The organism is Bradyrhizobium sp. HKCCYLRH3099, from assembly GCF_051167855.1.
GTDB lineage: Bacteria > Pseudomonadota > Alphaproteobacteria > Rhizobiales > Xanthobacteraceae > Bradyrhizobium.
Genome location: NZ_JBNPTW010000005.1, coordinates 342,105 through 368,521, shown reverse-complemented (window position 1 = coordinate 368,521; position 26,417 = coordinate 342,105). Strand labels below are relative to the sequence as shown.

Genomic DNA, 26,417 nt, shown 5'->3' with positions numbered 1-26,417 from the left:
CACCTGGCCGGGTCTTTGCATGAACCAGCGAAGTTTTTGCCAGAATTGATATCCTTGATCCGGCGACCGGCCCGGCCCACATTGCAGGGCATTGCGAACGCGGATCGACGATGTGGAGCTAGACCAGATGCCGGGGCTTGAGGCGTTCGGAGACCGGAAATTCCCTGCTGCAGACCTTCTGCTGTCGTCCGAAGGGCGCGGTTGGCAAGGGGTTGGCCTCCAGGTTCGCAGTCATCCTGCGTGCGACATACCGGCCCCGATCCCTGATGAGATGGAAATCACCCTGGCGATTGCAGGCTCTGCGTCGGGACGGGTGGAGCGTTGCGCCGGCGGCAGCTTTCAGAAGACGGCCGCGAGATCCGGGACATTGTGGTTCTGCCCCATCGGCGTCACCGAGGATTCGATCAGGATCACTGAGCATCTTCCGGAGGTGCTGCACATTTTTCTGGCAAAGTCCCAGTTCGAGAGTTTGTCCGAACTGAGCTCGAGATCGCTAACGCCGGCGAGTGTCGCCTATCTTGCCGATGTCAACGACGAACTGGTGCGGCAGATCTGCCTGCGGATCTATCGCGAGGCTCAAGAGGAAAGCAGTGGTGGAAAGCTGCTCGTCGAATGTCTCACACAATCTCTGGTCGCCCATCTCATCACGAGCTATTCCAGCGACGGCCCTCGATTGGACCTGGATCACGGCAGCGGACACGGCAAGCTCGACGACGTCAGACTGACGCGGGTCCTGGAGTACATTCAGGCCAACATCGACCAAGATATCTCGCTCTCCAAGCTGTCGGACGTGGCCTGCCTGAGCAAGCACCATTTTGCCCGGGCGTTCCGAGAAGCAACCGGAACACCGCCGTACCGCTTCATCAGTGAACGCAGACTCGATCATGCACTCGATCTGCTGAAGCGCAGCGACCTGCCTCTGGCGACGATCGCGCATGTCTGCCGCTTCTCGTCGCAGGCAACTTTTTCACGAGCCTTTCGTCGTCACGTCGGCGTCGCGCCGGGGGAGTTTCGTCATCGCGCCCGAATCTGAGCGTCAGCTCTAAGCTGACGATGTCATTCTATTTCGACGCAGACGGGACAACTAGATCTGCTCCTGCGGGAGCGCTGCTCGGATCGATCGAAACCGTCGCGGTCAGGCCAGCGGCCAGCACAACCGATGGAGGGACATTGTCGAGCGCGATCCGAACCGGGACCCGCTGAGCCAGACGCACCCAGGTAAACACAGGATTGACCGTCGCGAGGCCGGATGGATCGGACTCGGCGTTGGGGACGGCGATCCCCCGCTCGATGCCGACGACGGATCCCGCCAGCGGTTCGGGATAGGCCATCAGGGCGACGCGCGCTTTATCGCCAACCCGAACTCTGCGCAGCAGCGTCTCCTCGAGATAGGCATCAACCCAGAAGCTGTCCTTGTCGACGACCGACAGCGCGCGCTGGCCGCTCGTCGCGTAATCACCCGGCTGAATAACCAGGTTGGTGACGTATCCATCGACAGGCGAGACGATCACGGTGCGACTGAGCGCCAGGCGCGCCTTGTCCCGGTTGCTGAGGGCCTGACGGTAGGTCGCAGCCGCCATGTCGGCCGCCGCCGTATAGATCTGCTGCTCCTCCTTCGAGACAGCCAGCGAGGTCAGGCGGGCGCGCCGCTCGGCCTCGGCCTGCTTGTTGTCGAGATCGGCCTTCGCGCTGGCCACGGTTGCTTCCGCGCTCGCCAGCGCAATTTCAAAGTCGGCCGGATCGATCTTCATCAAGACATCACCCTTGCGCACGGACTGCGCCGCCTTAACGTCGAGCTCCGCGATCCGGCCCGAGACCTGCGGGGTCACCGCGATGACGTATGCCCGGACCGTGCCGTCGCGCGTCCATGGCGCCGCCATGTAGGCCTGCCACATCATCCACGCCGCATAGGCGGCAACAGCAACCGTGCCGAGCGTGACCAGAACCGACAGGATCTGCTTCGGCAGCGTCCGACGCTTCTGCGGAGCATCAACGGCGGTCATCGCAACGCTCCTGAGACGACCACGATGGCGGAGAGGACGATCACGTAGATGGATAGGTTGAAGAGGCCGGGATGCCAGACCAGCCGATTCATTCGCAGCCGCGCTCCGAGAAAGCTGAGCGGCAGGGTCGCCACCCAGGCGAGCAGCAGCATCCCAACAAACGGCGCGAAGTAGACGCCGAACAGATTGATCTCCCGATACATCTCGTCTGAACCTCACTTGAACGCCGTGCCGGGGAGCTGCCAGAAGCGGAGCGGCTCCGCCAGCAATCCTGCATGATTGTCGATCGCATCGATGATGACAGCGGCGTCCGATTGGCACGCGATCCGCGCTTCGTCAGTCGCAGCGTCGACGGCCCGGTTCTCGCGACACCATGACATGAGCATGGATCGCGCCGCGAATGGACGGCCCTCGGCGAACGCCTTCAGCGCGGTCCGAACCGCTCGCTGTGTGCAGACGTCCGGAGCCGTCTGCTCCAGCCGCAAGGCTGCCCGGCCCACCGCATAGAGCGTGAGCAGGTCAGCGGCATCCTCCACCGAAGCTTGCAGTGGAAGCACCTCGATGCGTCGCGCCATGATCGCGGTCCAGCGGCGTCGATCCGGCGTCCACGCGCCGGCCATCAGACGACGAAGGTCTCGCGCCGACAGAGCAATGAGCCGCCGCGCGCGAACCACTGGTGGTATGACAGGGATCGCGACAAAGAACAGCGCGCCCACCGCACTCCCCGCCATGATCGCCAGCGCGAGATTGAAGTATGCGGCCGCGTCGTAGACGATCGGATTGCCGACTCCGAGTAGCGGCAGCGACGAGATCGTCATCGCAAGGAAGACAACGCTATGCCACTGTCCCGCCTGCATCGCGCCCAGCCAGACGAACAGCACCGACAACACACTGATCAGCGCGGCGAAACTGGAGAAAGCGGGCAACACTCCGAAATAGAGCACGCCACCCACGACGGCCATCAGCGTGACCCCGATCGTATAGTCCCGTGCGAGATCGCGCGCCAAGTCTCCGAACGACGCAAAGATCAACGTCGCGATCACGGCGAAAACGATCGCGAACGGACCCGAGGGCCACGCCGTGACCACCCAGAACCAGGCGGTGCACATCACGGCCGCCGCGGTCCGGGCGCCGTTGACGAGAGCCGGAAGCGGATCGGCGATCACCGGAAAAGCCGGCCAGCCTGCGCGCCCCGTTCCGATCAGCGAGCCTCTTGCCAGCACGCCATCGGCTGACGCCTCGAGGCTCAGCAGGATGGCTGCCGCTGCGTCCGACAGCGATGCACTCACGGCATGGCGGCTGCGCAACCCGTCGATCTCAGCAAGCGCGGCCTGGCAGTCCCTTCGCAATCCAGCCGGATCGCTTTCGAGCTGCGCGGTGTCAATTGTCCCGAGCACCTCCAGGAGCCCTCCCCGGCCGACCATCGATGCAGCTTCGTCGTGACCGTGGGCGGCGTTGCGCCAGCTCGTCAGCGCATCCAGCAGCTTCATCGGAATCCTGCGCAGCTGGCCGCGATCGCCAACGAGCGACTGCTCCCCCAGCGCCGCGTCGATCGCAAGGTTCAAGGGACCCAGCTGCCGCGCGATCACGATGCGTTCGGCACGCCCTCTCCCTGTCACCGACCCGGACGCAACATCCGCGCAGAAGCCGCGAAACAGCTTCACCGAGATTCGAGAGACGGTCTGAGAGAGGAGCCGTCCCGCAGTCCCTCGATCGGTCAACAGTGCCACAAGACACGCGGCGCCCACGCCGATACAGATCTCTCCGACGCGGACGATGGCCAGGAATGCGGCGGAGGATGGATCGGTCACGGTGTCGGCGAAGATGACCGCACCGGTAATGCCCGCCAAGGCAGCGGCGTAGGCAGCCAGGTTGCGCAGCAGGGTTGCCGCCGCGGCGCATGCGCCGCAGAACACGGCCAGCAGCAACAGCATCGGCTCGCGCTGCTGAGGACAGATCGCAAGCAACGCCACGATGACCACGGCTCCGATGCCGGAGCCGATCGCTCGAAATCGTCCCTTCTGAATGGAGGCACCAAGATTCGGCTGGCAGACGATGGCAGCCGTCGTTGCAGCCCAGAACGCATTCTGCAACTCGAGATAATAGGTGATGAACAGAGCCAGGCAGACCGACGCAGCCAGGCGCAGACCGAACAGAATCCGTGGCCCGAGCGGTTGAAACCACGCCAGCGTTGCGTGCCGCAAGTCCCGCCAATTCAGTCGACCACCGCGACCGTCTTCGTACGATGCAGTCATATCGGGCGACACCCCTGACGCTGAACGCAATCCACATGGCTTCAGGGACGAACGACCTCCATCATACCAAGGTTTACCGACATCGCTTCACGAGAACGATGAACGGAGCTCCCTTGCGGCCATGGCTGAGGAGAGGCTGGACAAACCTTCGTTTGCCTGCCCGGCCGTTCGAATTCGAAGACTGTCATGACATTTGAAAACGATAAGCGAGACCGCCACGCAAGTGATAAGGCACGGCAAATGGTTGCCGGTTGCACGAGGATCGAACGATGAAGAAGCTCTTGGTGTTGTCAATTGTGGGCGTCGGAATGTTGACGGCGACTGCGGCCTCCGCTGCGTCCAACAAATGGTGCGTCGACTACGGTTCGGCGAACAGCCTCGAGTGCGAGTACCAGACGCTGGCGCAGTGCCGGGCGAGCGCGTCGGGCGCCGGTGGAGAATGCACCGCCAATCCGGATCTGCTGTTCGCCAAGGCCCATCCGGCGACGGCGCACTGAGCCACTCGAGACGCATCCGGGACGCGCCGAGCTCATCGGCGCTCCCGCTTTCCTTGTATGCCCGAGCCCAATCCGGGCGATTGTCAAATCGGCCGAGCTGATCTCAGCAATGGCTCATTTGCCGCGGCGCCGAAGCCGTCTCGACATCCGATTGCATCGCAAGAACACCGGGCTCGTCCTTGCGCCGATGCGAAAGAGCCGCTCGGCTGCGCCCAGCCTGCGTCTTTCAAGAGCAACTCTCGGCTTAGCGCCCGCGCCCATTTGTTGACACCAGTCCAATATCTTTCCCTGTGAAACTGATCAGCCGTGCGGAGACCTGTCCTATTCCTGCGGACCCACCGTCACGGCGCCGATCGAATTGGCGGACGAGCGGGGAAGTTAACAACGAGCCGCGTCCCTGGTCGATTGTCTTCATGGCAGATCGTCGCGCCGATCCGCTCCGCAGCAAGGTCGATCACGCGGCTTCCAAACCCTGAGATCGATCGTGCGCCGGCCGGCATTCCACAGCCGGTGTCGGCGATCGACAAACGGCCCCAATCAGCCGCTCCACCGGCGAGGTGGATCACGATATCGCCCCGTTTGCCATCAACGTAGGCGTACTTGCAGGCATTCACGACAGCCTCGGCAACGATGAGGCCAAGGCTCGTCGCTGTTTCCGGTCTGACTGTCACGGGACGCAGATCGGCGACCAGCTTCCCCGAATTCAGAGACGGCAGGCAGAGAGGCCCGAGTTCCTCGGTCAAGGACGTCAGGTAGCTGGCGAGGTCGAGGCAGTCGACTTCGGGGGCGGAATAGAGCCTGCGATGCACGCCTGCGATGGCCTGGATTCTCACGCCCGCCATCTTCAAGCTCTGCCGCGCCCGGTCATCATGGATCTGCGTGCTCTCCAGCGAGATCATGGACGCCACCAGCTGAAGACTGTTGGCGATGCGGTGATGACTTTCGGCGTTCGCTTCGGAAGCGAACAGAGGCATCGGGAGCTTCGACATGCAATTGTCGACCTGACGCTCGTAGATCATTTGCCTATCTCCACATGGGTGGCACGACTATGCCAATCCGATCCGGCAACCGACACTGTACTCTGGTGTTAAATCAGCTCCTTTCACTCGCACGCTGGCCGACGCCGCTTGCAGCTTGCCGGCAGAGACAGGCTCAGCTGCCCAAGCTGTTCTCAACAGGCGCAGTGCCCCGCTCATCCCCCAAGCCATGCAGCGTCACGGCGTCCCGCCATTTTGCCGGTGTCGCGCCCGTGACCTTCTTGAACACGGTGGTGAAGTGCGCCTGCGTCTGGAAGCCGACTTGGATCGCGACCTGGACGATCGGCAGCTCTGTCTCCTTGAGAAGGTCCTTTGCCGCAGCAATGCGCCGCTGCAAGAGATATTGATGCGGTCGCATGCCGGTCGACTTGAGGAACAGCGCAGCGAAATGCATCCTGCTCAATCGCGCCGCAGCCGCCATGTCGGCCAATGTCACTTTCTCTCCGAGATGCGCGGTAATGTAGTCGCAGACCCGCCTGAGGCGCCATTTCGGAAGCCCGGCGCTCCCCGGCGGCCGCAGCTGCTGGATCGGCTCGACTTGCCCGTCGATGCTGAGGAGACGGACCATGGCGACGAGCCGAAGCGCGTCGGCATAGAGCGCAGAGAACTCCGAGGGGTCGCGCTCCGCGGCCGCGAGCGCCTCCGAGAGTCTGGTCACGACCGGATCTTGATCGGCGGAGACGCGGTGGTCGTCCTGGGAGGATCGATGCGCGACATCCGGAAAGCTCAAGAGAGTCTCTTGGCCGCCGTTCGCAGCACGGTGTCGCCATCCCTGCGGAGCCGCCGTGCCTGCGGCATCTACGCCGGTGACGATACTGATCGATGCGGCGATTCTCTTGAAATCGAACTTCTGAGACGGCGCGGATGCCCGCTCATGGTCCGGCTGATCAGGGGCTTCGGCTCGATGCTGGACGCAACCCGCCCTGCCGGGACCTGATTCGTCGGCGACCTGCCAAGACGGATACGACAACACTGACCTCCACATTGACGGTCACACGTCGCACGTGCGTATCCGTCCTATATGGAGAATAAGGCCGAGCCGACATCATACGCAGGTATGCGAAGGCTTACCGGCTCGAGCCCGCGGTCGGCATGTCGACATTGTGCCGCAGGGCTGCACTCACGCTCGTGATCTCGCGATTGCATCGATTGATGTCGCCGGCACGATCGGCATCGCGCGCGCGATCCAGCGCGCCGAGCGCCTGCACCAGTTCAGGATCGTCTTCTGCAACGGCCAGAGACCGTGGCGTCGGCTGATGGCCGCGCAGGGCCGACAGGCTCTCCGGTCGCCACGGCTGCGTCAGCGAGCGCGCCTCGATGGCCGCGTCGATGTTCGACTGCAGCATCGCAATCGAGCCGGCACATTGGCTGGCCTGCGCCGGACCAGATTCGGCGATGGACACGATCAGAATTGCAGCGATGGTCACTGTCCGGGTCACAGCGAGACTCCTTGTTTGGCTAAAGACGGGGCCGCGGCCGCTGGCCGGGTGCCTCCCTTGAGTGGGTGTTGCCACGGCCGTTCGCGCGTGTCGTGATCAAGACGATCAGTCAGTTCGACGAGAACCGACCGATCATCTTCCACGAACGTGTTGAATTTCGACGTTCGCACGATCTCAGCTCTGCGGGAAATCCGGCGACGGCTTGCTCTTGCCGCGAAACAGCCAATAGCCGTAGCCGATATAGGCCAGAATGACCGGCAGGATCACGACGATGGCGCCCGCGACGATGTGCTGCGTCCGTTGCATCGAGGAGGCCTGCCAGATGGTCATCACGCCCGGGATGGCCTCCGGCCACACGCTGGCGCCGAGCCCGGCGAGCGAGGTGACGAACAGCAGCAACGACAGCGCCAGCGGCGCCCATTCGCGCTCGCTCCAGCGCGTTAGCAGGACGCCGAACCAGGTGACCACCGCAATGATCGGCAGCGGCGCCAGCCACAGGAGATTCGGCCACGCAAACCAGCGCCCGGCAATCTCCGGTTTCGCGAACGGCGTCCAAAGGCTGATGAGCAGAATGGCGGCGCCGGAGCCGATCAGCGTCGGTAGCATCAATTCCCGGCCGAAATTCTGCGTCGACCCGCCGGTCTTCCAGACCAGCCAGCAAGCCCCCAGCAGGCCGTAGGCAGCGACCACCCCGAGCCCGGTCGCAATCGAAAACAGTCCGAGCCAGTCGAACGGCCCGCCCGCGAACGCGCCATTCGACACCGTGATGCTGCGTCCGACGAAGGCGCCGAGCACGGCTCCCTGGCAGAACGCGGCGATGAACGAGCCGACCGCGAAGGTCGCCGACCAGACGACTTCCAGCCGGCCACCCTGAGAGCGGAATTCGAACGCGACGCCGCGGATCACCAGCCCGAACAGCATCAGGCACAGCGGCACGTAGAACGCCGGCAGCAGGATCGCGAACGCCAGGGGAAATGCAGCCAGCAGCACCATCCCGCCGAGCACCAGCCAGGTCTCGTTGCCGTCCCAGAACGGTTCGAGCGTCGACATCATCACGTCGCGATCGGAGGCGCGCGGCGCAAAGGGAAACAGGATGCCGACGCCGAGGTCGACGCCATCCAGCACCACGTAGAGGCCGATCACGACCGCTGCGCTGACCGCGAAGAACGCGGCAAAGTCGAAGTTGGAGAGCATGCTCATTTCGCACCTTCAGCGGTTCGAGGAATCTGTCCGAGCGCCGCGGCCACCGTCGCCAATGGCACGGCCGGATGTGTCGGCAGTCCGCTCATCGGGCCCCGCCAGGCCAGCCGGCCCGCGTACCAGAAGAAGCCGAGCAGCAGCAGGTTGTAGAGGACAAAGGCGATCGCCATCGAGCTTGCGACCGCGCCGGTCGCGATCGGCGACACCGCCTGTGCCGTGCGGAACTGCCCGTAGATCACATAGGGCTGCCGTCCGACCTCCGTGACCACCCAGCCCGCGAGCGTGGCGATGAAGCCGAGCGGAATGCAGCCCATGCAGACATATTGGTACCAGCGCGCGGTGAACAGCCGACCGCGCCAGCGCAGATACAGCCCGGTGAAGGCGACGGCGAGCAGCAGCATGCCGCAGCCGACCATGACCCGGAACGCGAGAAACACGGGAAGCACGGGCGGGCGCTCCGATGCCGGCACCTCCTTCAATCCCTTGACCTCGCCATCCAGCGAATGCGTCAGGATGAGACTACCGAGCAGCGGAATCTCGAGCGCGTATTCGTTGCGTTCGGCCTTCTCATCCGGCCAGGCGATGACGTTGATCGGGACGCGTCGCGCCGTCTCCCAGCGCGCCTCGATCGCGGCGAGCTTCATCGGCTGATACTTGCGGGTGTTCAGGCCGTGCTGGTCGCCGATCAGCATCTGCGCGGGAACGAGCACCGCCATCAGGCCGAGGCAAACTGAAAAGGCCTTGCGGGCCGCCGGCTGATCGGCGGGACGGCCCCGCCAGAGCCAGAACGCGGACACGCCGACCACGACGAAACCGCCGGTAATGAAGCTTGCCGTCAGCATATGCGCCAGCCGGTAAGGCATCGACGGGTTCAGCACCACGCCCCAGAAGTCGGTCGCGACGAAGCGGCCGTCGGAGGCGATCGTGAAGGCGGTCGGCGTCTGCATCCAGGAATTGGCCGACACGATCCAGAATGCTGAAATCACCGTGCCGATCGCGACGATCAGGCAGGCCGCGAAGTGCAGCTTCTCCCCGACCTTCTCCTCGCCATAGAGCATCACGCCGATGAATCCGGCTTCGAGGAAGAAGGCCGTGAGCACCTCCAGCACGAACAGCGGCCCGATCACGTCGGCCGTCGCCCGCGCGTAGCCGGACCAGTTCAGCCCGAGCTGATAGGAGATGACGACGCCGGTGACCACGCCCATGCCGAAGGCGAGCGCGAACACCTTGGTCCAGAACCGCACCAGATGCCGATAGACGGGATTGTGCGTGCGCAGCCACAGCGCGCTCAAGACGACGATGAACCACGCGATCCCGATCGTAAAGGCCGGCCACAGGATGTGATAGCCGATCGTAAACGCGAACTGCAGCCGTGAGAGAAGCAACTGATCCATGTTTGATCCTGTTCAGTTCATGCGAGAAGGAGGGAACGGAGCGCAGGCGCCGCGTCTTCATGGGGCGGGACGGCAGCCGACGATGCCGTCGCGCGTCACGGCGCGATCTCCTGCCAGCGGCGCCTGGGCCCTGATGATCTTGACGGGGATCGATTTGTAGGACGGCGTCAGGCAGTCGGGATCGCGGAATTCGATCGCCACCAGCGGCTGGATCTCGGGGTAGTAGGACGCACAGCATCCGTCGGGCAGATCGTGGCTGACGAGGGTCAATCCCTGCACGATGCGATCGAGCCGTGCGAAGTCGAGCGCGGTGACCACGTCGACCACATCGCCCTCCGCGAAGCCGAGCCGCTCCAGTTCCCGCGGGTTCGCGAACAGCACGTCGCGACGGCCGAACACGCCGCGGTAACGGTCGTTGAGGCCATAGATGGTCGTGTTGTACTGATCGTGCGCACGCAGCGAGGTGAGCCGCAGCACTTCGGGATCCGCACTGGTCGCGTCCTCCTCGACACCGGCGAAGATCGCGAAATTTGCCTTGCCGTTGGGCGTGTTCCAGATCCGCATCGCCGCTGCATTCGGCAGCTGAAATCCACCGGGTTTGCGGATGCGATCGTTGTAGGCCTCGAACTCCGGGAACACCTGCTCGATCGCATCGCGGATCAGATCGTAATTGCCGGCAAGCGCCTCCCAATCGACGCGCGACCTGCCGGCGAGCGTCGCTTTGGCGATGCCGGCAATGATCGCCGGTTCGGAGCGCACCTGGTCGCTGGGCGGCATGAGAAAGCCGCGCGAGGCGTGCACCATGGACATGGAGTCCTCGACGGTGAGCGCTTGGCGGCCGGACACCTGGACGTCGTTGTCGGTGCGGCCGAGCACCGGTAACAAATAAGTCGTCCTGGCGGCCAGCAAATGCGTGCGATTGAGCTTGGTCGCGAGGTGCACCGCGAGGTCGAGCTGACGGAATCCCTTGAAGCAGGCCTGCGGGTCGGATGCGGCCATCGCCAAATTACCCCCCAGACAGATCACCGCCTTGGCGCGGCCCTCGCGCATCGCGGCGATGCTGTCGACCACCGAATGGCCGAAGGCGCGCGGCGGCTCGAAGCCGAACACGTCCCGGAGGCGATCGAGGAATTCGGTCGAAGGCCGCTCGGTGATGCCGACGGTGCGATCGCCCTGGACGTTGGAATGTCCGCGCAGCGGACAGATCCCCGCACCCGGCTTACCGATATTGCCCTTCAGCAGCAGCAGATTGGCGATCTGCTGCACGTTGGCAGTACCGGTGACGTGCTGGGTGATTCCCATGCCGTAGCAGACGATCGTGCTGTTCGAGGCGGCGTAGTCGTCCGCGATCGCCTCGAGATCGGCGCGTGACAATCCGCTGGCGCGCTCGATCGCGCCCCAGCTGCAACTTGCGAGATCGGCGGAGAACGCCTCGAACCCGGCGGTGTGGCCGGCGATGAACGGGTGATCGAGCAACGACGCCCGATCCGCGTCGCGTGCCGCTTCGTCCTTGGCGACCAGCGCCTTGCAAATCCCCTTCAGGGCAGCGGCGTCGCCTCCGACCTTGACTTGGAAATAGCGCGAGGCGATCGGCGTCGACGAGGTCGTTGCCATCTCGATCGGCGCCTGCGGCGCCTCGAAGCGCTCCAGCGCGCGTTCGCGCAGCGGATTGAGCACGATGATCTTGGCGCCGCGACGCGAGGCGTTGCGCAGCGGCGTCATCATCCGCGGATGATTGGTGCCGGGATTGTGCCCGATCGAGATGATGAGCTCGGCCTTGTCGAAGTCGTCGAGCGTGACCGTGCCCTTGCCGACCCCGATCGAACGTGGAAGGCCGACCGAGGTCGGCTCATGGCACATGTTCGAACAATCCGGAAAGTTGTTGGTCCCGAACTGCCGGCCGAACAGCTGGAAAAGGAAGGCCGCTTCGTTCGAGGCCCGTCCCGACGTATAGAGCTCGAGCTGATCGGGATGGTCGAGCGCATTGAGCCTGCCGGCGATATCGTCGAACGCGGCCTGCCACGCGACCGGTTCGTAGCGATCCGTCGCCGCATTGTAGCGGAGCGGATGCGTCAGCCGCCCCTGGTCCTCGAGCCAGTAGTCCGAGCGGGTCCACAGCGACGCAAGCGTATGCTGCGCAAAGAAGTCGGGGCCCGCGCGCTTGGGCGTGGACTCCCAGGTCACCGCCTTGGCGCCATTCTCGCAGAACTCGAACGCAGAGGTGTGCTTCGGATCCGGCCAGGCACAGCCGGGACAGTCGAAGCCGCCCGGCTGGTTCTGCTTCAGGAGCGTCGGAATGCCCTCGACGAGAAGCTGCTGCTGCTTGAGAGCCGAGGCCAGCGCCTTCAGTGCGCCCCATCCTCCCGCGGGATCCTCGTAGTCGCGAATTCCATCCGGGCGCTGCTTCGTCATGGTCGGCCTCCGCACATTTGTCGACTGGCCGGCGAGCGCATGACGGCTGCGCCATCATTTCGTTCGCCGGACTGGATACCTCGCCATCGCGGGCGCTTCCACGCGTTGCCCGCCTCTCGTCAGATGGAGATCTCGCGGCGGATGCGTTTTCATTTCGCATGATGTCTTGCGAACCGCTTGTCCGAGCATCGCATCGGCCCGAGGCTCGAGCCCCGGACAGACGAAGACGCGCCGCTCGAACGATGGCGCGTCCTCCTCGTGCGGACGTAGCCGTCTAGCGGGGCAACAGGTTCTGCTTGGCGAGATCGATCACCTCGTCGCCGCGCCCGCTCATCACCGCACGGATCAGCCACAGGCTGAAGCCCTTGACCTGCTCGGCACCGATGGTCGGAGGCATCGACAGCTCCTGCTTCGCCGTGACGACGTCCAGGACCGCGGGACCGTCATGCGCAAGGACCTCGGCGAGACAGGCTGGCAGCTCGCCGGGATCCTCGACCCGCACGCCATGAATTCCCATCGCGCGCGCCATCGCCGCGAAGTCGGGATTTTCCAGATCCGTGCCGAGCTCGACGAAGCCCGCAGCCTTCATTTCCAGCGCGACGAAGCCGAGGACGCCGTTGTTGAAGATGATGACCTTCACCGGCAGCTTCATCTGCTTCAGCGTGATCAGGTCTCCCATCAACATGGTGAAGCCGCCGTCGCCGGACAGGGAGATCACCTGGCGATCCGGCTGAGCCGCCTGCACGCCGATCGCCTGCGGCAGCGCATTGGCCATCGAGCCATGCACGAGTGAGCCGACCAGGCGGCGGCGGCCATTCATCTTCAGGTAACGCGCCGCCCAGATCGTCGGCGTTCCCACGTCGAAGCTGAACACCGCATCGTCAGCGGCGGTGTCACTGATCAGCTTCGCGAGATATTGCGGATGGACCGGCCGGCGCCCGGGCGTTCCCTTCGCGAGTTCGTCGAGCCCTTTTCGGGAGGCGACGTAGTGGGCGACGCTGTGATCGAGGTGGCCGCGGTCGGTCTTCGTCACCAGCTTCGGCAGCAGGGCCTCGATGGTCTCGCGGACACCGCCGACCAGGCCGAGCTCCAGCTTGCAGCGACGGCCGAGATTTTCGGCGCGGATGTCGACCTGCGCAATGCGCACGTGGCTCGGCAGGAATTGCTTGTAGGGAAAGTCCGTTCCCAGCATCAGCAGCACGTCGCAGGCATGCATCGCTTGATAGCCCGAGGGGAATCCGATGAACCCGGTCATACCGACGTCGTAGGGGTTGTCGTATTCGACATATTCCTTGCCGCCGAGCGCGTGCACGATCGGGCTCTTGAGGGCTTCGGCCAGCGCCATCAGTGGGGCATGGGCACCGGCGCAGCCGCGGCCGCAGAACAACGAGACCTTGCCGGCGTCGTTCAACAGCGTGGCGAGCGCGTCGAGCTCCTGCTCGGCGGGCGTCACCAGCGGCGCCGGCGGCAGCAGGCCCGCAGCCGGCGACACGCGCCGCTTGGACGCTTCACGCAACGCGACATCGCCCGGTATGACCACGACGGCGACGCCGCGGCGACCCACCGCCGCGCGGATCGCGTTCTCCATGACGTAGTCGAACTGCCCGGGGTCGGACACCAGCTCGCAGTACACGCTGCATTCGCGAAACAGGTTCTGCGGATGCGTCTCCTGGAAGTAGCCGCCGCCGATCTCCGCCGAAGGGATCTGCGCCGCGATGGCCAGCACCGGCGTCCGTGTCCGCTGCGCATCGTAGAGGCCGTTGATCAGGTGCAGATTCCCCGGGCCGCAGGAGCCCGCGCAGACGGCGAGCTCTCCGGTGACCTGGGATTCACCGGCCGCAGCGAAGGCCGCAACCTCTTCGTGGCGGACATGCACCCATTGGATTCCGCCGTGCTCGCGCAGCGCTTCCGTCAGCCCGTTGAGGCTGTCTCCGACCACGCCGAAGATGCGCCGGACTCCGGCCGTGTGAAGAGTTTCGACAATACGATCCGCAACATTGGGCATGCGCCCTGCTCCTTCGACTGGTCATGACGTCGTTGGCCTTCGGCGGCATCGCCTGGGGCCGAACCTGTCGGCAGGTGGAAAGTCCGTCGCGATTTCCCAAGCCCTCTTTCTCGGCGTTCGAACCGGCTGCACCTCTTCGAAGACCTGATCCCCCCTTCAACGTGCGATTTCGAAACGTCGCCTGACGCCGCCTCTTCATCTCTCGATCCAGCTCTCACGCATAGGAAAAGGCGGCGATAGCCGGCTTCTCGCTCGCAAGGACATCCTGACCATGCGCAACATGATCATCATCGCCGCGATGCTCGCCACCTCGGCAACGGCTGGAGGCCTGTGGTACGCGAGTTCCGGCGATTCACTCGCTGCAGCCGCTGTTGTCGCCGTGCCACCCGCGCCGGTGCCGGTGATCGCAGCCAAGGTCGCCCGCAGCGACGTGCCGATCTATCTGAAGGGCATCGGGACCGTGGTCGCGGACAAAACGGATGTGGTCCGCAGCCAGATCCAGGGCCAGCTCACCGAGATCAGCTTCACCGAGGGACAATTCGTCAAGGCCGGCGAGTTGCTGGCGCAGATCGATCCGCGTCCCTATCAGGCGGAGATCGCGCAGCTCAGCGCCAATCGCGACCGCGACACTGCGCAGCTCAGCAACGCTTTGGCCAATCTCAAGCGCGACACCCAGCTCGGCGACAAGGGCTTCGCCACGGCACAGCTGATCGAAAATCAACAGGCGCAGGTCACGCAGCTACAGGCGACAGTGAAGGCGGACCAGGCGCTCATCGACCAGGCCAGCATCCAGCTCGGCTATACGCGACTGACGTCGGCAATCCCCGGCATCACCGGCCTACGGCAGATTGACGTCGGCAACATCATCCATCCGGCTGATCCCAACGGACTGGTCGTCGTGACCCAGATCGAGCCGATCTCGGTCACTTTCGCGCTTCCCGAGACCGATCTGCCGCGGATCCAGGACCAGATGGCCCAGGGTCCGCTGAAGGTCATCGCCGACAGCCAGGACGGCAAGACCCGGCTCGATGAGGGAAAGCTGCTGCTCGTGAACAACCAGATCGCGCAGGGGACCGGCACCGTCGAGCTGAAGGCCGAGTTTCCAAATGCGCAGCACCGCCTATGGCCAGGCCAATTGGTCACCGTCAATCTGCTGCTGACGATGCGGAAGAACAGCCTCACCGTCGCCGGCTCCGCCGTGCAGCAAGGGCAGAGCGGCTCCTACGTCTATGTCGTCACAGCCTCGGGCACGGCTCAGTTGCGCCCCGTCACGGTCACCCAGATCAGCCAGGGCCAGGCGCTGATCGACAGCGGCCTTTCGGGCGATGAGACGGTCGTGGTCGACGGGCAGTCCCGTCTCAAGGACGGCAGCCCCGTGCAGCCATTGCACGGGAAGGCCGCGCGCGAAGCCGAACTGCAGAGCGCGGTCCAGGATGCCCTGCCATGAACCTCTCAGCCCCTTTCATCAACCGGCCGATCGCGACGTCGCTGTTGATGCTGGGCCTGCTGTTGTGCGGGCTGGCGACCTACAGGCTGCTGCCGGTCGGCGCGCTGCCGAATGTCAACTACCCGACCATCCAGATCTCGGCGCAGCTCCCGGGCGCCGATCCGCAGACGATCGCCTCGTCGATCGCCACGCCGCTGGAGCAGCAACTCAGCCAGATCCCGGGCGTTGTTCAACTGACGTCGTCGAGCGCGCTCGGCGTGGCCCAGCTGATCGTGCAGTTCGACCTTTCGCGCACCGTGGACAGCGCCGCCGTGGACGTGCTGGCAGCGATCAATGCCGCAAGTCCATTCCTGCCGCAGAACATTCCCTATCCGCCGACGATCAGGAAGGTGAACCCGGCGGAGACGCCGGTCATGCTGCTCGCGCTGACGTCGGACTCGCTGCCGCTCACCACCGTCGATGCCTATGCCGAGAACGTCCTGCTGCCGAAGATCTCGCAGATCCCGGGCGTCGGCCTGGTCGGTCTTGGCGGCCAGCAGAAGCCGGCGATCCGCATCCAGGTCAATCCCGAAGCGCTGGCGGCCCGTGGCCTGGCGCTCGAGGACGTTCGCAGCGTCATCGCCGGCGCCAATGTCGATCTGCCGAAGGGCACCCTCGACAGCCCCCGCGTCACCTATACGCTCAACACCAACGACCAGCTGCTCAAGCCGGAGCAATATGACTCGCTGATCGTCGCCTATCGCAACGGCGCACCGGTCCGAATCCGCGACATCGGCAAGGCCGTGGCAGGGCCCGAGAACGATCTGCTCGCCGGCTGGTACAACAGGGATCGCGCGATCATCCTGGCCATTCAGCGCGTGCCCGGCGCCAACGTCATCGAGACCGTCGACCGGATCAAGGCCCTGTTGCCGCAGCTTCAGGCCTCCCTGCCTCCGGCCATCAAGGTCTCGGTCGCCGCCGACCGGACGCTGACCATCCGCGCCGCGGTCTCGGACGTGCAGCATACCCTGCTGTTGACCATCGGCCTCGTCGTCATGGTCATCTTCCTGTTCCTGCGCAACCTCTGGGCCACCGTCATTCCCGCGGTGACCGTGCCGCTGTCGCTGGTCGGCACGTTCGCGATCCTCTATGTGCTCGGCTACAGCCTCGACAATCTCTCGCTGATGGCACTATCGATCGCGGTGGGCTTCGTCGTGGACGATGCCGTCGTGGTGATCGAGAACATCGTCCGCCATATCGAGAACGGACTTTCTCCGATGGAGGCGGCCGTCAAGGGATCGGGCGAAATCGGCTTCACCATCATCTCCATCACGCTGTCTCTGATCGCCGTTTTCATTCCGTTGTTCCTGATGGGCGGCTATGTGGGCAAGCTGTTCCAGGAGTTCGCCGTCACCATCACCGCCTCGCTGATCCTGTCGCTCGTCATCTCCCTGACGCTGACCCCGATGATGTGCGCGCGCCTGTTGAAGGACGAGAGCCGCACGCGACACGGACGGCTCTATCTGCTGTCCGAGCGGGCGTTCGATTCTCTCCTGGCGCTGTACGCGCGCGGCTTGAATGTGGTGCTCCGGCATCGTCTCTCGACGCTGCTGGTGATGCTCTCGACCATCGCGCTGACTTTTTATCTCTACACCGCGATCCCGAAGGGCTTCTTTCCGCAGGAAGACACCGGACAGATCGTCGGCATCACCGAAGCTTCTCAGGACATCTCGTTTCCGGCCATGTCGGAGCGCCAGCAGGCGATCGCCGGCGTGCTGTTGAAGGATCCGGCGGTGCAATCGGTCGCGAGCTACATCGGTCCGGGAGGACCGACCGCAACCCTGAACCAGGGCCGCATCTTCGTGATCCTGAAACCGCGCGCCGAGCGCGGCGTCAGCGTCGACCAGATCATCGCCCGGCTCAAGCCGGAGCTCGCCCGCATCCAGGGCATCGCGCTCTACATGCAGTCGGCGCAGGACATCACCATCGGCGCGCGGCTCTCCAAGACGCAATATCAGTACACCCTCACCGATGCGGACTCGGCCGAGCTGGCCCATTGGGCGTCGATCTATCTCGACCGACTGAAGCAGATCCCGGGGATCACCGACGTCGCCAGCGATCAGGCCAATGCCGGGCCGCGTCTGGACATCACCGTCGACCGCGAGGTGGCGTCGAGCTACGGCATCCTGCCGTCGACGATCGACAACACCCTCAACGACGCTTTCGGCCAGCGTATCGTCTCGACCATGTTCACATCGCTGAACCAGTATCACGTGATCCTGGAGGTCGATCCGCGCTTCCAATATGGCCCAGACGCGCTGAATCAGATCTATCTGCCGTCGTCCGGCGGACAGCAGGTGCCGCTCGGCACCTTGGTCCAGAGCAAGATCGTGCCGTCTGCGATCCTCGTCAATCACCAGAGCATGTTCCCCTCGGTCACGCTTTCCTTCAATCTGAAACCGGGTGTGGCGCTCGGCGACGCGGTCGCGGCGATCAAGGCGTTCGAGCAGGCGTCGGGAAAGCCAAAGTCGCTGGCGACCTCATTCCAGGGCAATGCCCAGGCGTTTCAGACCTCGCTGTCCGGCACGCCGCTGCTGATCGGCGTCGCGCTGATCGTCATCTACATCATCCTCGGCGTGCTCTATGAGAGTCTGATTCACCCGATCACCATTCTCTCGACCTTGCCGTCGGCGGGCATCGGCGCGCTGCTGCTGCTGATGGCGGTGAAGATGGACCTCAGCGTGATCGCCTTGATCGGCATCATCCTGCTGATCGGAATCGTCAAGAAGAACGGCATCATGCTGGTCGACTTCGCGCTCGATGTCCGGCGCACCCAGGGACTGTCGGCACCGGACGCGATCTATCAGGCCTGCACCTTGCGCTTCCGGCCGATCCTGATGACGACGACGGCGGCGCTGCTCGGTGGCCTGCCCTTGATGCTCGGGACCGGGACCGGATCGGAGCTGCGTCAGCCGCTGGGCTATACCATCGTCGGCGGCCTCCTGCTGTCGCAGATCCTGACGCTGTACACGACGCCGGTGGTCTACCTTTATCTCGATGCCCTCGGCGATTGGCTAAGCCGGCTGCGCCCATCGACGCCAAGCCGGCCCGATGCCGGCGCAGAGTCTGCTCCGGCACAGGCAATCCCAGGGGGCGATGACACGCCGGAGCCTGGCAGGCTCAAGCAAGCCGTCGCGTCCTAGGGCCGTCAAAAAGTCGTCCCCAATCGAGGATCAACTCGCGTGCAGACAATCCCGATCGAGGCGTATCTTCTCGTCGGCCTCGGCGGCGCCATCGGCGGAGCCTCCCGTTTCATCGTGTCGGACGGCATAGCGCTGCGATGGGGCACGACGTTCCCCTGGGGCACGCTGGTCGTCAATGTCACCGGCGCCCTGCTCATCGGCATGGTCGTTGCATTGGCGCGCGTCCATGGGGGCGTGTTTGCCGGCGCCTCCACGCATGACCTGGTCATCACGGGCGTGCTCGGCGGGTACACCACCGTCTCGTCGTTCAGTCTTCAAACCGTCAATCTCGTTCTGGACCACCGCACCGGGCTTGCGGCGCTCAACGTGATTGCATCGACCGTGCTCTGTCTGGCCGCGGTGGCGGTCGGCTATTTCGGCACGGTTGCTGTCGCGGGTCTAGGAGCGTGACAATGTCGGCCTCGCGCCTCGTCCTCTGCATGGCCGTGGGTCTTGGAAGCGCGCTGGGTGCGCTGTCACGCTACGGCACGACGTCGCTCATGGCGGAGCTGTGGGGCGGCGACCTCCTGGCGACGGCCTTCGTCAACATCGCCGGCTCGTTCATCATCGCCCTGTATGCTGTGCTCACCGACTCGCGCGGCCCCTTTCCGATGGGCGAGGTCTCACGTCAGTTCGTCATGGCCGGGTTCTGCGGAGGCTACACGACACGCTCGCTGATGAGCTGGGAGACGTTCATAATCATTCTCGATCATCATGCGTGTCGTGGCGCCGCCTATGTGTCCGGCGTCGTCGCGATGTCGTTGCTGGCAGCCGCATGCGGATATCGACTTGGCCGACGATTTAGCCGCCCAACCCCGCCCGCTGCCGTCGAAGAGTGCCGCGCGCTGTCTTGATCGTCCGCCTGCGTCGAAAAGAGGTCCGCGTGCTTCGAGCGCCGTGAGCTTTCCAGGCTCGGGCGTGCAATCGGAAAACCGCGCTCCGCCGATTCTCATCATCTCGGTCATGCGCTTTCGAACGAGGGCGCGATGCACCTCGATCCCCGAGACGAACCGCAGCGGAGAATTTTAATGTCGACATCAGCCGATCTTCAACCCATTCGCGGCGCTTACGGCGCAAGCGATCCCGGTCCGCGCAATTTCGAGCTCGACCGGCAGAACCCGGATATTCTGCGTCCGCCGCCGACCGACAACGGCTCGATCCCGAATCTGAAATTCTCCTTCGGCCTGGCGCATAATCGTCTGGAAGCGGGTGGCTGGGCGCGCGAGGTCACGGTGCGCGAACTGCCGGCGGCCAAGGGCATGGCCGGCGTCGACATGCGGCTCGGCCCCGGCGTGGTCCGCGAACTGCATTGGCACAAGGAGGCCGAGTGGGGCTACGTGCTCGAAGGCCACTGCCGCGTCACCGCCGTCGATCCCGATCGCGGGGTCTATGTCGACGATCTCGAGGCCGGCGACATCTGGCTGTTTCCCTCCGGCACGCCTCACTCCATTCAGGCGCTGGCGGAAGGCTGCGAATTCCTGCTGGTGTTCGACGACGGCAATTTCTCCGAGAACGAGACGCTGCTGGTTACCGAGCTGATGGCGCATATGCCGATCGAGGTCGTCGCCAAGAACTTCGGAGTCGCCGCGCAGCATTTCTCCAACCTCCCGGCGAAGGAGAAGTACATCTTTCCGCTGCCGGGGCCGCCGCCGCTCGACGACGTGCTCGCCAGGCTGCCGAAGACCCGGCCCGCAATGCCGTTCACGATCCACCGCGGGGACCTCAGGCCGACACAGTGGGACGGCGGCCGCACCACAGTCATCGATGTCAGGAATTTTCCGGTCACCAACATGGCGGCGCTGATCATCGATCTCGAGCCCGGCGCGCTGCGCGAGATTCATTGGCACCCCGACGCCGACGAGTGGCAGTACTACATCCAGGGCGAAGCGCGCATGACGGTGTTCGACGCCACCTCCAAGGCGCGGACGTTCAACTATCGCGCCGGCGACGTCGGTTATGTGCCGAAGACGCTCGCGCACTACATCGAGAACATCGGCACGACGCCGGTCCGGGTGTTGAATGTCTTCAACACGCCGCGGTTCAAGGACGTCCCCCTAAACCAGTGGCTGGCGCTGACCCCGCCGGACCTGGTTCGCGGCCATCTCGAACTCGATGACGTCGCGATGGCCGCCCTCGATCCGAATCCCCGCGGCGTGGTGCGCTGACGTCCTCCGCCCGGCCCACCGCTTGCGTGCAGGCGACTGCGCGCAAGCGTCATCTCCGCACGGTTGTGCGAGGCAAGGCCGCACACAAAACAGGCATTTGGCCCCTTGATGAGAAGCAAGCCGGCGCGATCCGCGCCACACCTTGTCACTCCGGCTGGCCGCCTAACACCTAGATTTAATGTTCTCTCGGGAAAGGCCTCGCTACCTCTACGACAGAGTACAACGCCACCCGTGGAGAGTCTCATGGCCTCATCACTTCCCTCCCCTGCTCCTGCCCCTGCACCGGCCTACAGCAGCCTCGCGTCCTTCGACGAGCACGACTACATGCGCGCGATCCAGCGCTATCCCATGCTGGAGAAGGACGAGGAAGCGAGGCTGTGGCAGCGCTGGCTGACGCAGCGCGATCGCGCCGCGGCGGATGCGCTGGTCACGAGCCATCTCCGGCTGGCGGCGAAGCTGGCCCGTGACTACAGGCGCTACGGTTTCCCGCTTGGCGACCTGATCGCAGAGGCCAATGTCGGGCTGATGATGGCGCTCGACAAGTTCGATCCCGATCGTGGCGCGCGCTTTGCGACCTGCGCCGTCTGGTGGATCAAGTCGGCGATCTACGACTATGTCGTGCGGTCCTGGTCGCTGGTCCGCATCGGCCGCACGCCGGCACAGAAGAAGCTGTTCTTCCGGCTGCGCGGTGAGCTTCGGCGCATCCGGCCCGAGCACCACGGCGCCCTGACGAAGGAGCTGGCGGAGGAGATCTCGACGACGCTCGAGGTCCCGCTGCGCGACGTGATGGAGATGGAGCAGCGCCTGTCCGGCGATCTGTCGCTGAATGCGCCGCTGTCCGATCTCGACGAGAGCGGCGAGTGGCAGGACCTGATCGCCGACGACACGCCCAATGCCGAGGCCATCCTAGCGGGCCACGACGAGCTCGATCGCCGGCGTGGCGCCTTGCAGGAGGCGCTGGTGCAGCTCGATGCGCGCGAGCGCTATATCTTCTCGGCGCGGCATCTCGGCGAGCGTCCGACGAGCTTCGAGGCGATCGGCCAGAAGCTGTTGATCTCGGCGGAGCGGGCGCGGCAAATCGAAGCACGGGCGTTTGCAAAGGTCGCCACCGCCGCCCGCCGGACCTGCGCTGCGTCGGCGGCCTTGCGTGACGGCCATCGATCGTTAAAGGCGTTCCCGGTGCCGCTCGGCCAGATGCCAGCGAGCGGCGCGGCACACGCAACGATATGAGCTTGCCGCCCGAAGGCGAGCGGCAGAGAGGGTCGGGATGACCAACGCCGAACTGTACGGCACGCGATTGGACGAGCATTGGCGCGGCCAGAGCTCGGTGAGCTCGCTCCTGGTGAAGGGACGCTCGAACAACGACATCACGGTCGCGCGCGTGATCGCCGGGCCGGGCTTCGGATTCGTCGAGCATGTTCCTCCCGAGGAGGGCTATGCCTTCTCGCTGGAGCTGATCGACTACCAGAAGGGAGAGCTCTGGCTCGGCGGCCGCAACACGCCGCAGACGAACCTGCTGCGGAATCACAGCGTGTTCTTCGATCTCCGGAACGGCGTCGACGCCAAGCTGGAGGATCCGTTCGACTTCGTTCACTTTCATATTCCGCGACGCTATTTCGCAGACCTCGCCGCCGCCGGCGGCATGTCGGCGGCCGACGAATTGCGCGTCGAGAGCGGCCACGGCTTCTTCGATCCGGTCCTGATGCATCTGGGGCTGGCGATGCTGCCCGCGCTCGACCGGCCGGCGGAGGTCAACCAGCTGTTCCTCGATCACACCATGATCGCGCTGTGCAGCCACATCGCGGGCACCTATGGGGTCGCGATCGAGCCCCGGGCGGTCGCCAAGGGACTTGCGGGATGGCGCCTGCGGCGGGCCAAGGATTTGATCGCGAGCCGCCTGAACGGCGACATCTCGATCGCGGAGATCGCGGCCGAATGCGGACTGACGCCGAGCTATTTCGCGCGTCAGTTCGCCGAGGCGACCGGCACGACGCCGCATCGCTGGCTGCTCAAGATGCGGGTCGAGCAGGCCAAGCAGCTGATGGCCGAGGGGCGGCTGTCGCTGGCGGATGTGGCGATGGCCTGCGGCTTTGCCGACCAGAGCCATTTCACCCGCGTGTTCTCGCGCGAAACCGGCGCGACGCCGAGAGCCTGGCGGGATCAATTGCGGCGCTGACCCCGCCGGCCAAACCGCTCCGATTTCAGTCCAGCAATCGGCAATTCGTTCAAGACGCAGGACCTCAGGGCGGGCCATCGTCATCGCCGAGGATGGGTGAGCGGCTGAGCCGGAGCCTCGCCCCTCAAGCAGAAAAGGAGCCCATGGATGCGAGACGCGCCCATTTCCGCCCGGCAGATGCCCAGCGGGCTGTCCGGGCGCTGGTCCGACGGCACGAACCCGCCCGGCCCATGCGCGCCGACGGCTGACCGCCGCTCCGATGATGCGCGCGACGGCGAGCGCCGGGCCGGTGCGACCGATGCGACCGCGGCCCTGCACCACTACGCCGCTCATATCTCGCGTGAGCTCCAGCATCCCCTGACCAGCCTGGTGTTCGACGCCGAGGCTGCGCTGCGCTGGCTCAGGCGTCCCCAGGCCGACATTGCCGAGGCGATCCGCGGCCTGGAACGCATCCGCGACTCCGCGCTGCGCGCGACGCGAATCGCCCGCTCGCTGCGAACGGTCGCCGCTCACGAGAGTCCCGCACTGGCTGCCGTGCTGATCGAGGATGCGCTGGACGCGGTCTTGCGGAGCGTCGCCAAGGATCTCGCGCGGCACCGGATCGTGGTCGACCGCGGAGTCCCTGCGACGCCGAAACATGTGCGCGCCGATCGCGAGCAGTTGCAGCAGGTTCTGCTCAGCCTCGTCGCCAACGCCATCGACGCGATGGCCGATGCGGCCGGCGACCGGGTGCTCACGATCGCGATCTCCGACCTTGGCGACACCGTCCGCTGCAGCATCGCCGACAGCGGCGCGGGGATGGCCGCGGAGGTGCGCGACGCCGCGTTCGATCCGTTGTTTTCCACCCGGCCCGACCGGACCGGCCTCGGCCTGACGATCGCGCGCGCGATCGTCGAGGCGCATGGCGGGCAGCTGATCGCGCAATCCGAGCCCGGGGGCGGCAGCACGCTGTCGTTCGAGCTCGGATCGGCGGATTGAACGGCTTGCCCGCAAGGCGTTGAAGGCAACGTGTTCGATCTCAGTCACCCCCGCGAATTGTGGCCGGTGCGGCCGGCTTCGTAGAGGAACCAGACGCGGCGCTCGGCGTCGTCGATCCAGTTCTCGATCAGGCTCGCGGTCGCGACGTCGCCATGCTCATCGCAGAGCTCGTGCACGCGGCGCAGCTCGCGCGTCAGCTGCTGATTGTCGCTGCGCAGCTCGGCCAGCATGTCCAGCGGATCGACGTAATCGGCGTCATTGTCGGCGATGCGCTGGCTGCGGACGATCTGTCCGATCGAGCGAAGCGCCATCCCGCCGAGCTTCCGCGCGCGCTCGGCAAGCGGATCGGTCATGGCGAAGATCTGGTCCGACTGCTCGTCGAGCATCAGATGATAGTCGCGGAAATGCGGACCGGACATGTGCCAGTGAAAATTCTTGGTCTTGAGGTAGATCGCGAAAACATCGGCCAGCAGCGCGCGCAGCGCCGCGGTGATGTCGCGCGTCGCATCGGACGACAGGTCGGTCGGGCTGGCGAGGTCGGGGCGGACGGGCGATGGCATGACTTCAGGTCCTTCATGATGGAGATCGGCGGGGCGGCACGCGCGGCGCTCCCGTCGATCTAGGCATGAGCACGGCGCGGCCGTATCCGATCCGCACGGACGTTTGCGCAAACGCACGCCGGCGGCGTCGCAATCCACGATCGGCGTGATGGCCTCAGGCCTCGCGGCGCTCCGCGCGAACACCGAGCAGGTCCGCCATGCGCACCAGCTCGGCGAGCGACTTCGCCTGCATCTTGCGCATCATGTTGCCGCGGTGGATCTTGACGGTGATCTCGCTGAGCGACAGCTCCCAGGCCACCTGCTTGTTCATCAGCCCGGCGGTGACGAGCTGCATGACCTCGCGCTCGCGCGAGGTCAGCGCGTCCCAGCGCACGCGGACGCTGTTCTCGCGATCGGCCTCGCTGCGGCGCTCCCGTGCCCGCGAGACGGCCTCGCCGACGGAGTCCAGCAGCGCGGTGTCGTCGAACGGTTTCGGCAGGAAGTTGACCGCGCCCGCCTTCATCGCCCTGACGGTCATGGGAATGTCGCCATGCCCGGAGATCAGGATGATCGGGATCGCCGCGTCGCTGGCGACCAGCTCCTGCTGGAATTCGAGGCCATCGGCTTCACCGAGCCGGATATCGAGGATCAGGCAGGATGCGGCGTCGCCGGCATCGGAGGCGAGAAATTCGGCCGGCCCGGCGAACACGCTCACCCGGTAGCCGGCCGAGCGCAGCAGGCTGCTGAGGGAATTGCGAACGTCTTCGTCGTCGTCGACGACGCAGATCAGCGGCAGCTCCTGCCCGTTCGGCGGCCGCGTCATGACGCCGGGCCCGATGGATCCGGCCGGTCCTCGCCGGCCGTGGCCTGCCGCAGGATCGCCTCGACGTCCTGCAGCAGGAGTTCGGGATCGACCGGCTTCTCGACGAACCCGGCCGCGCCGAGATGATCGGCTTCCGCGCGGGCCTCCGGCGTCGAATAGGCCGTCATCACGATCACCGGCATCCGGATGCCGCGGCGCAACAGCTCGCGATGCAGCCCCAGCCCGGTCATCCCGGGCATGTGCAGATCCGTGATCAAGCAGGCAGCGTCAGCGATGGTCGCGGACGACAGGAACATCTCGGCATTGGCAAAACCGGCGACCCGCAGCCCGACCGAGCGGAGGAAGCTGGAGATGCTTTCCCGCACGTCATCATCGTCGTCCACGATGCAGATGGTCATTGCCTGCGCCAATCTTGTCTCCTGCCGCATCCGCGTGCCCAGCCCATCATGGTATGACGGCTTCCCCCGCCGGAGCCCATCATATCAAGATATGGGTCGCAATCGCCGCGCCCCCTCTTGCCGCCCTTGCGCGGCAAGGCGAACGCCCAGCGTAGCGCCGGGTCCGTCGTGATCGAAGCCCGGGTTCCCGGCGCTGTGGCCTTCGATGATGGTGCGCCAGATCGACAATCCCCTCCCTTCCAACGAGGTCGACTTTATGGGCCGAGCCCCTGCTCAATTCAGCGATGACTCCGCTTGCAAACGAGCTTCGGATTGTTCCGGTTCGTACGCGACGGCTGCGACGGGATCGAACCGCCGTGCGCCATCTGCTGCGGATGTCGTCGTAGCGCTCCGGCGAGGAGCGAAGGCACGGCTGTCATATCGCTCCC

General features: G+C 65.0%; 23 protein-coding genes. 10 read left to right on the top strand and 13 right to left on the bottom strand.

What is annotated here, in order from left to right:
* The first annotated feature begins 127 nt into the window (after window positions 1-127).
* Complete coding sequence (locus ACQR1Y_RS14235) at window positions 128-1,033, top strand: helix-turn-helix domain-containing protein (RefSeq protein ID WP_434876890.1); 906 nt, start codon at window positions 128-130, stop codon at window positions 1,031-1,033.
* A 28-nt stretch (window positions 1,034-1,061) separates the two neighbouring features.
* Here the strand turns inward: ACQR1Y_RS14235 and ACQR1Y_RS14230 are convergent, their stop codons facing one another.
* The 3 genes from ACQR1Y_RS14230 to ACQR1Y_RS14220 are packed head-to-tail and all read right to left on the bottom strand — an operon-like array spanning window position 1,062 to window position 4,207.
* Complete coding sequence (locus ACQR1Y_RS14230) at window positions 1,062-2,003, bottom strand: efflux RND transporter periplasmic adaptor subunit (RefSeq protein ID WP_434876889.1); 942 nt, start codon at window positions 2,001-2,003, stop codon at window positions 1,062-1,064.
* On the bottom strand, window positions 2,000-2,206 hold the full coding sequence (locus ACQR1Y_RS14225; protein WP_434876888.1) for a DUF1656 domain-containing protein: 207 nt from the start codon (window positions 2,204-2,206) through the stop codon (window positions 2,000-2,002). The genes ACQR1Y_RS14230 and ACQR1Y_RS14225 overlap by 4 nt, the downstream gene beginning before the upstream one ends.
* A 12-nt stretch (window positions 2,207-2,218) precedes the next feature.
* A complete protein-coding gene (locus ACQR1Y_RS14220; protein WP_434876887.1) occupies window positions 2,219-4,207 on the bottom strand; it encodes an FUSC family protein in 1,989 nt (662 codons plus the stop codon).
* A 320-nt stretch (window positions 4,208-4,527) separates the two neighbouring features.
* Between ACQR1Y_RS14220 and ACQR1Y_RS14215 the strand changes: the two genes are divergently transcribed.
* Window positions 4,528-4,755: a DUF3551 domain-containing protein gene (locus ACQR1Y_RS14215; RefSeq protein WP_434876886.1), complete on the top strand. Its 228-nt coding sequence runs from the start codon at window positions 4,528-4,530 to the stop codon at window positions 4,753-4,755.
* 341 nt (window positions 4,756-5,096) lie between these two features.
* Here ACQR1Y_RS14215 and ACQR1Y_RS14210 read toward each other — a convergent pair whose 3' ends face one another.
* The 7 genes from ACQR1Y_RS14210 to poxB all read right to left on the bottom strand — a co-directional run bounded on the left by ACQR1Y_RS14210 (window position 5,097) and on the right by poxB (window position 14,242).
* Entirely contained in the window at window positions 5,097-5,774 is a 678-nt protein-coding gene (locus tag ACQR1Y_RS14210) for a sensor histidine kinase (protein ID WP_434876885.1), read from the bottom strand.
* Window positions 5,775-5,907: 133 nt separating this feature from the next.
* Window positions 5,908-6,765, bottom strand: coding sequence for a helix-turn-helix domain-containing protein (locus tag ACQR1Y_RS14205; RefSeq protein WP_434876884.1), 858 nt, complete (start codon window positions 6,763-6,765; stop codon window positions 5,908-5,910).
* Between the two features lie 94 nt (window positions 6,766-6,859).
* Window positions 6,860-7,231 (bottom strand): hypothetical protein, encoded by a 372-nt coding sequence (locus tag ACQR1Y_RS14200; protein WP_434876883.1) that lies wholly within the window; start codon window positions 7,229-7,231, stop codon window positions 6,860-6,862.
* A 174-nt stretch (window positions 7,232-7,405) separates the two neighbouring features.
* Window positions 7,406-8,431 carry a cytochrome d ubiquinol oxidase subunit II gene (locus ACQR1Y_RS14195; protein ID WP_434876882.1) on the bottom strand — a complete coding sequence of 342 codons (1,026 nt, stop codon included), beginning with the start codon at window positions 8,429-8,431 and terminating at the stop codon, window positions 7,406-7,408.
* Window positions 8,428-9,825, bottom strand: coding sequence for a cytochrome ubiquinol oxidase subunit I (locus ACQR1Y_RS14190; protein ID WP_434857448.1), 1,398 nt, complete (start codon window positions 9,823-9,825; stop codon window positions 8,428-8,430). The genes ACQR1Y_RS14195 and ACQR1Y_RS14190 overlap by 4 nt, the downstream gene beginning before the upstream one ends.
* 57 nt (window positions 9,826-9,882) lie before the next feature.
* Window positions 9,883-12,237 (bottom strand): FdhF/YdeP family oxidoreductase, encoded by a 2,355-nt coding sequence (locus tag ACQR1Y_RS14185; RefSeq protein WP_434876881.1) that lies wholly within the window; start codon window positions 12,235-12,237, stop codon window positions 9,883-9,885.
* A 274-nt stretch (window positions 12,238-12,511) separates the two neighbouring features.
* Window positions 12,512-14,242 (bottom strand): ubiquinone-dependent pyruvate dehydrogenase, encoded by a 1,731-nt coding sequence (gene poxB, locus ACQR1Y_RS14180; RefSeq protein ID WP_434876880.1) that lies wholly within the window; start codon window positions 14,240-14,242, stop codon window positions 12,512-12,514.
* Between the two features lie 271 nt (window positions 14,243-14,513).
* Here poxB and ACQR1Y_RS14175 point away from each other — a divergent pair, with 271 nt between their 5' ends.
* From ACQR1Y_RS14175 to ACQR1Y_RS14140, 8 genes are all read left to right on the top strand, one after another.
* On the top strand, window positions 14,514-15,689 hold the full coding sequence (locus ACQR1Y_RS14175) for an efflux RND transporter periplasmic adaptor subunit (RefSeq protein WP_434876879.1): 1,176 nt from the start codon (window positions 14,514-14,516) through the stop codon (window positions 15,687-15,689).
* Window positions 15,686-18,871 (top strand): efflux RND transporter permease subunit, encoded by a 3,186-nt coding sequence (locus tag ACQR1Y_RS14170; RefSeq protein ID WP_434876878.1) that lies wholly within the window; start codon window positions 15,686-15,688, stop codon window positions 18,869-18,871. The genes ACQR1Y_RS14175 and ACQR1Y_RS14170 overlap by 4 nt, the downstream gene beginning before the upstream one ends.
* 48 nt (window positions 18,872-18,919) lie before the next feature.
* On the top strand, window positions 18,920-19,321 hold the full coding sequence (gene crcB, locus ACQR1Y_RS14165; protein ID WP_434857801.1) for a fluoride efflux transporter CrcB: 402 nt from the start codon (window positions 18,920-18,922) through the stop codon (window positions 19,319-19,321).
* 2 nt (window positions 19,322-19,323) lie between these two features.
* Window positions 19,324-19,764, top strand: coding sequence for a fluoride efflux transporter FluC (locus ACQR1Y_RS14160; RefSeq protein ID WP_434876877.1), 441 nt, complete (start codon window positions 19,324-19,326; stop codon window positions 19,762-19,764).
* Window positions 19,765-19,938: 174 nt separating this feature from the next.
* Window positions 19,939-21,075, top strand: coding sequence for an oxalate decarboxylase family bicupin (locus ACQR1Y_RS14155; RefSeq protein ID WP_434876876.1), 1,137 nt, complete (start codon window positions 19,939-19,941; stop codon window positions 21,073-21,075).
* Window positions 21,076-21,318: 243 nt separating this feature from the next.
* Window positions 21,319-22,305, top strand: a complete 987-nt coding sequence (locus tag ACQR1Y_RS14150) for an RNA polymerase factor sigma-32 (RefSeq protein WP_434876875.1) — start codon at window positions 21,319-21,321, stop codon at window positions 22,303-22,305.
* Between the two features lie 37 nt (window positions 22,306-22,342).
* A complete protein-coding gene (locus ACQR1Y_RS14145) occupies window positions 22,343-23,251 on the top strand; it encodes a helix-turn-helix domain-containing protein (RefSeq protein WP_434876874.1) in 909 nt (302 codons plus the stop codon).
* A gap of 147 nt (window positions 23,252-23,398) precedes the next feature.
* Entirely contained in the window at window positions 23,399-24,229 is an 831-nt protein-coding gene (locus tag ACQR1Y_RS14140; protein ID WP_434876873.1) for a sensor histidine kinase, read from the top strand.
* A gap of 44 nt (window positions 24,230-24,273) precedes the next feature.
* On the opposite strand, the gene ACQR1Y_RS14135 is transcribed toward ACQR1Y_RS14140, so the two are convergent.
* From ACQR1Y_RS14135 to ACQR1Y_RS14125, 3 genes are all read right to left on the bottom strand, one after another.
* Window positions 24,274-24,789: a Dps family protein gene (locus ACQR1Y_RS14135; RefSeq protein ID WP_434876872.1), complete on the bottom strand. Its 516-nt coding sequence runs from the start codon at window positions 24,787-24,789 to the stop codon at window positions 24,274-24,276.
* A gap of 154 nt (window positions 24,790-24,943) precedes the next feature.
* On the bottom strand, window positions 24,944-25,591 hold the full coding sequence (locus ACQR1Y_RS14130) for a response regulator transcription factor (protein ID WP_434876871.1): 648 nt from the start codon (window positions 25,589-25,591) through the stop codon (window positions 24,944-24,946).
* Window positions 25,588-26,001 carry a response regulator transcription factor gene (locus ACQR1Y_RS14125; RefSeq protein ID WP_434876870.1) on the bottom strand — a complete coding sequence of 138 codons (414 nt, stop codon included), beginning with the start codon at window positions 25,999-26,001 and terminating at the stop codon, window positions 25,588-25,590. The genes ACQR1Y_RS14130 and ACQR1Y_RS14125 overlap by 4 nt, the downstream gene beginning before the upstream one ends.
* Window positions 26,002-26,417: the final 416 nt, after the last annotated feature.

Coding starts and splice junctions, on each gene's coding strand:
- ACQR1Y_RS14235 (WP_434876890.1), top strand. CDS start 128: ATGCCGGGGCTTGAGGCGTTCGGAGACCGGAAATTCCCTGCTGCAGAC.
- ACQR1Y_RS14230 (WP_434876889.1), bottom strand. CDS start 2,003: ATGACCGCCGTTGATGCTCCGCAGAAGCGTCGGACGCTGCCGAAGCAG.
- ACQR1Y_RS14225 (WP_434876888.1), bottom strand. CDS start 2,206: ATGTATCGGGAGATCAATCTGTTCGGCGTCTACTTCGCGCCGTTTGTT.
- ACQR1Y_RS14215 (WP_434876886.1), top strand. CDS start 4,528: ATGAAGAAGCTCTTGGTGTTGTCAATTGTGGGCGTCGGAATGTTGACG.
- ACQR1Y_RS14210 (WP_434876885.1), bottom strand. CDS start 5,774: ATGATCTACGAGCGTCAGGTCGACAATTGCATGTCGAAGCTCCCGATG.
- ACQR1Y_RS14195 (WP_434876882.1), bottom strand. CDS start 8,431: ATGAGCATGCTCTCCAACTTCGACTTTGCCGCGTTCTTCGCGGTCAGC.
- ACQR1Y_RS14190 (WP_434857448.1), bottom strand. CDS start 9,825: ATGGATCAGTTGCTTCTCTCACGGCTGCAGTTCGCGTTTACGATCGGC.
- ACQR1Y_RS14185 (WP_434876881.1), bottom strand. CDS start 12,237: ATGACGAAGCAGCGCCCGGATGGAATTCGCGACTACGAGGATCCCGCG.
- poxB (WP_434876880.1), bottom strand. CDS start 14,242: ATGCCCAATGTTGCGGATCGTATTGTCGAAACTCTTCACACGGCCGGA.
- ACQR1Y_RS14175 (WP_434876879.1), top strand. CDS start 14,514: ATGCGCAACATGATCATCATCGCCGCGATGCTCGCCACCTCGGCAACG.
- ACQR1Y_RS14170 (WP_434876878.1), top strand. CDS start 15,686: ATGAACCTCTCAGCCCCTTTCATCAACCGGCCGATCGCGACGTCGCTG.
- ACQR1Y_RS14160 (WP_434876877.1), top strand. CDS start 19,324: ATGTCGGCCTCGCGCCTCGTCCTCTGCATGGCCGTGGGTCTTGGAAGC.
- ACQR1Y_RS14155 (WP_434876876.1), top strand. CDS start 19,939: ATGTCGACATCAGCCGATCTTCAACCCATTCGCGGCGCTTACGGCGCA.
- ACQR1Y_RS14150 (WP_434876875.1), top strand. CDS start 21,319: ATGGCCTCATCACTTCCCTCCCCTGCTCCTGCCCCTGCACCGGCCTAC.
- ACQR1Y_RS14145 (WP_434876874.1), top strand. CDS start 22,343: ATGACCAACGCCGAACTGTACGGCACGCGATTGGACGAGCATTGGCGC.
- ACQR1Y_RS14140 (WP_434876873.1), top strand. CDS start 23,399: ATGCGAGACGCGCCCATTTCCGCCCGGCAGATGCCCAGCGGGCTGTCC.
- ACQR1Y_RS14135 (WP_434876872.1), bottom strand. CDS start 24,789: ATGCCATCGCCCGTCCGCCCCGACCTCGCCAGCCCGACCGACCTGTCG.
- ACQR1Y_RS14130 (WP_434876871.1), bottom strand. CDS start 25,591: ATGACGCGGCCGCCGAACGGGCAGGAGCTGCCGCTGATCTGCGTCGTC.